We start from the raw sequence: 4,579 nt of genomic DNA on the forward strand, positions 1-4,579 counted from the left end.
CGCGAGCCGCGGGCCGGTGGACTCCTCCGGCTCGTAGACCGGGCGAGCGCTCGGGCCGGTGGGCAGCTCGGCGGCGTCGGGCGGCCGGGCGTCCTGCTCGACGCGGGCGCGAAGCTCCTCGAGGTTCGCGGTGCTCGTCGGTCCCTCGGGGCTCTCGCCCTTCGGCTGGGTGGTCTCGTCCCCGGGGCGTGCCTCGGGGCCGGTGGCGATCGCCCGGCGGAAGACGCTGCGCTCCACCTCGACCTCCGGCTGGAGGAGGCGGGCGTAGTGATGGAGCAGGCTGGCGCGTCGCTCGAGCGCGTCGAAGTCGCCGGAGGTGGCCTGCGCCACGGCGCCGAGGCGGCAGCGCAGCTTCACGTCCCGGGCGGCCTTCACCAGCAGGTCCCCGAGGGCGTCCTCGTCGGAAGGGGGGTAGAGCAGACCGGAGACCTCGTGCTCGAGGATCTCGCGGGTGATGGGGAGATCGGCGGTGATGATGCACCGGCCCGCCGACATCGCCTCGGCGAGCTTCATCGGGCAGGCGCCCTGCTCCTGGTTGCGGTCGCCCTTCTGGAGGGGCGCCACCACCACGTCGGTCTGGGCCAGGATGGAGGGGATGTCCTCGTGGGGCACCGGCAGCTCGAGGGTGACGTGATCGCGCAGGCCGAACTCCCGGATCATCTCCTGCAGCTGGCGCTGCCAGGAGCCGTGGGTGGGGCCGATGACGCGGACCTTCATCACCTCGCGCTTCATGGCGAATCGCAGGGCGAAGAGCAGGCTGGGGATGCCCTGCCACGAGGCGTGGCTGCCCAGGTAGAGCACCCGGCAGGGCGCTCCCTCCGGAGGGGGGAGGGCGCCGAGGGGGGCCTTGTCCACCATCGGCCGGTGGACGTGGATCTTCTCGGGCGCCACCCCGAGGGAGAGCACGTACTCGCGGGTCTGGCTGCTGGGCACCAGCACCACGTCGGCGTTCGAGAGGCAGAAGATCTCCTGCCGCCGCATCCGGGTGATGAAGGCCAGATCGGTCTCCAGCTCGGGCTCGAGGTACTTCACCTCGATCGAGGGGAAGGCGCGGGCCTCGTAGACGAGCTTGGAGCCGAGCGCCGAGCGCAGCTCGCAGATCGGGTAGCCGCCGAAGGGATCCGTGAAGTGGACGAGGTCGTACTCCTCGCTCTGGAGCTGCCGCCGGACGGCTCGCGAGAAGGCCTCGGCCTGATCGCGCAGATCCCCCTGGCCGATCGGCACCCGCAGCAGCCGGGCGCCGAAGTAGCGCTCGATGTGGGCGTGCTCCGGGGTCTTCGCCGAGAGGACCTCCACCTCGTGGAAGGCGGTCAGCCCCTGGAGGGTCCGGGTCGTCTGCGCACTGGTCCCGGTGGGATCCGGGATCACGTCGAAGGTCGCGAAGAGGACTTTTCCGGAGGAGCTGCGGTCCATCGTGTGGCGAGCGGAGGCACCGAGGGGGAGAGGCGAGAGGAGGCGACGACCATAGTCAATGCGCCCTGCCGGTCCAATGGGTCATGTTGACGGAGCCCCCGGAGCGTCCGGCGCCCGGGGCGTTTATAATGAAGGCGTGACGCCCCTCCCGGACGAAGCGATGGTCTTCCGCCTGCGCCCCATCCTGCGCTGGGCCCTGGGGGGGCTGATCTTCCTCTGGGGAATGATCTTCCTCGCCCTGCTCTGGCAGCGGGAGGCGATACCAGCCCGCACCTACCTCTCGGTGATCTTCTTCATCGTCCTCTTCGCCCTGGTGCTCGTCTTCTACAACGGCCTGACGATCACCGCGGACGCCTACGGGGTCACCTACCGCGGCCTCGTCTCCTTCCGGAACTACCCCTACGAGTCCATGATCGAGGTCGAGGTCCGGCCGGGGCTCACGGGGCTGGTCTCCTACGACGTGTTCACCCGCATGGGGTGCCTGCACTTCTCCAGCTTCATCGAGGGGCACCGCCGTCTCCTCGCCGTGATCACCGAGCGCGCGAAGCTCGAGCCCGACGGCCGCCGCAAGCGCTAGCCCCAGCCCGGCGGCCAGGAGGCGCAGCGCCCGGCGCCGGGGTGAGGGTGGGGGATCGCCCCCGCGCTCGCACTCCAGCGGCGCCGGACGGTAGGCCAGGCGCTGGAGCCCCAGGGAGAAGGTGAGCGGCCGCGTCAGGCGAAGGCGGCGGTGGCGCCTCCCCGCGCACCAGAGGCCGTGACGGCTGCCGAGATCCTCGAGGATCCAGGCCCCGGGGGCGCCCCCGGGGACGAGCCGGGCGTGGCTGCGGGAGACGGTCGGGTCGTCGAGGACGATCTCCCGGCCGGGCTCCCGCCCCAGCCGGATCGGTGCCCGCGGCGGGTGGGGGAGGGGCCAGCGCCGCCCGGCGGAGCGGCCCTCGAGCACCACCAGGCTCGCCTGGTGCTCCGGGGGTGCCCCGCCCCGCAGGAGCGCCAGGGCCTGGGTCCGGGTGCCCCCCGGCGCTTGCTCCGGCGCGGCGCGCTCGACCCGGAGGCGCAGGCGGAGGCGCCCGAGCCGGAGCTCCTCCCCGCCGAGGAGCACCCGCTGCCCCCCGCGAGGGAAGCGGCCGTCGACGCGCAGGTGGTCCCGCAGGCCGGGCTCCGCCCGCAGCAGGAGATCGCCGAGGAGGGTGTCCACGCGGAGCCCGGGGGGCCGGCCGAGCGCGTCGAGGAGGCGGGCGGCCCCCTCGTCGTCGGAGTCCAGGGAGAGGTGACGCATCGGCTGGCGGGGGAGCAAGGGGCGCGCCATCTCTCCGGGATCCCGGCCGGGGCGGCGCGGCACCGTCCCTGGCCCTCGAGCCCGGCCCGGGGACCGGACGGGGGGGCCGACTTGCGGACCTGGCCGGGCCGATGCTCGAATCAGCCGGTGATGCTCTCCTCGCGCTCGACCCTCCTCTGCCTCGCCCTCCTCTCCCTCCTCGCCTGCCGCGATCCGAGCGCGGGCCCGGCGCCACGGAAGCTGAGCGCCGAGCAGCGGGCCCGAGTGGAGAGCCGGACCTTCGACGAGGCGCCCACGCCCACCCTGGTGCCCCCGGTCGGCGCCGTGACCCTGGGCGGGGGCGCGGTCCGCTACCTCGGCGCCACGGTGCAGCCCGAGCGGGCACGCCGCGGCGGCCAGCTGCAGGTGACCCACTACTGGACCTGCCTGAAGCCCCTCGAGGACGAGCAGCGGGTCTTCGTCCACGGCGCCGGGAGGGGGGAGCGGGGCGTGCAGCTGAACGGAGATCACCTCCCGGTGGAGGGGCTCTGGCCCACCGATCGCTGGGAGGTGGGCAAGACCTACGCCGATCCCCACACCCTCGAGATCCCCGAGCACTACGCCGCCGCCGAGCTCGTCCTGCACGTGGGCCTCTTCCGCTTCGACCGGCGGATGCGGGTCGATCTGCGTGGCGCCCACGACGGCAGCAACCGGATCGCCCTGCCGCCCATTCCCATCGAGGGCGGGGCGGCGCCGGTGCCGGAGTACCTCGCGCCCCGGGCCGAGGCGCCGCCCGTCCTCGACGGTCTGCTCGGCGACGCGGCCTGGCAGGCGGCGCCGGTGGTCACCCTGCAGCGCTCCAACGGCAAGGGCCGGCCTCGCCACGCGACCTGGGCCCGCCTGGCCTGGGACGAGGCCAACCTCTACGTGGCCTTCGAGGTGGAGGATCCGGACATCTACTCGACCTTCGAGAAGGACGACGACCCCCTCTACGAGCAGGAGGTGGTGGAGATCTTCCTGGACGCCGACGGCGACGGGAGGACCTACAACGAGCTGCAGGTGGCACCCTCCGGCCGGCGCTTCGACGCGCGCTTCCCGGCCCGGCGGCGGAACATGGATCTGAGCTGGAGCTCGGAGATGCGGATCGGCCGGAAGCTCGAGGGCACCCTCAACGACGACGGCGACGAGGATCGGGGGTGGACGGTGGAGCTCGCGATCCCGGTGGAGCGGCTCTACGCGGTGCCTCGCTGGCCCCCGGGCCCGGAGGACACCTGGCGCTTCAACCTCTATCGGCTGGAGCACCCGGGACGCTCGAGCGAGGAGGGCTCGGCGCTCTCCCCGCCGGTGGTGCCCGACTTCCACCACCTGCCTCGCTTCGCCCGCCTGCGCTTCGCCGGAAGTGGGACACCGTCAGCGAGCGACCCTCCGTCCGGAAGGTGAGGGCGCCCTCCCGATCCGTGCGGTGGGCGCGAGCCCCCGCCGCCGCCCAGCGCTCGGCCACCGCCGGCCGGGGAAAGCCGAAGCCGCTCTCGGGGCCCACCGAGTAGACGACGTGCTCGGGGGCCACCCGGGCCACGAAGGCCGGGGTGGAGGAGGTGGAGCTCCCGTGGTGGGGGGCCTTGACGACCGTGGCCCGCAGCCGCCCCTTCGCGCCGGCCGCGGCCAGCAGGGCGGCCTCTCCCGCCGCCTCGAGGTCTCCGGGGAGGAGGAAGGAGACCTCCCCCAGGGAGAGCCGCAGCACGAGGCTGTTGTCGTTGGTCGTGGCCAGCGGGTCCCAGGGGCCCTCGGGGTCGTCGCCCCGGGGCCAGAGGCAGTCGAGCTGCACCGGAGCCAGCTCGGGGAGGGGCTCGCGGCAGGCGAGGCGCAGCGAGGCCCCCCGCCGCCCGGCCAGGGCGGTGAGGGCCGCCAGGG

General features: G+C 73.8%; 3 protein-coding genes. 2 read left to right on the forward strand and 1 reads right to left on the reverse strand.

Annotated features, from left to right (window positions below):
• Positions 1 to 1,413 (reverse strand): glycosyltransferase family 4 protein (locus P1V51_24010; GenBank protein ID MDF1566118.1); only part of this gene is annotated, 1,413 nt, incomplete at its 3' end.
• A 136-nt stretch (positions 1,414 to 1,549) separates the two neighbouring features.
• Here P1V51_24010 and P1V51_24015 point away from each other — a divergent pair.
• The gene (locus P1V51_24015; protein ID MDF1566119.1) at positions 1,550 to 1,990 is read left to right on the forward strand and encodes a hypothetical protein; all 441 of its coding nucleotides are present in this window, start codon (positions 1,550 to 1,552) and stop codon (positions 1,988 to 1,990) included.
• Between the two features lie 177 nt (positions 1,991 to 2,167).
• Complete coding sequence (locus tag P1V51_24020) at positions 2,168 to 4,108, forward strand: sugar-binding protein (GenBank protein ID MDF1566120.1); 1,941 nt, start codon at positions 2,168 to 2,170, stop codon at positions 4,106 to 4,108.
• The last annotated feature ends 471 nt before the right edge of the window (positions 4,109 to 4,579 follow it).

Source organism: Deltaproteobacteria bacterium (assembly GCA_029210625.1).
GTDB lineage: Bacteria > Myxococcota > Myxococcia > SLRQ01 > SLRQ01 > JARGFU01.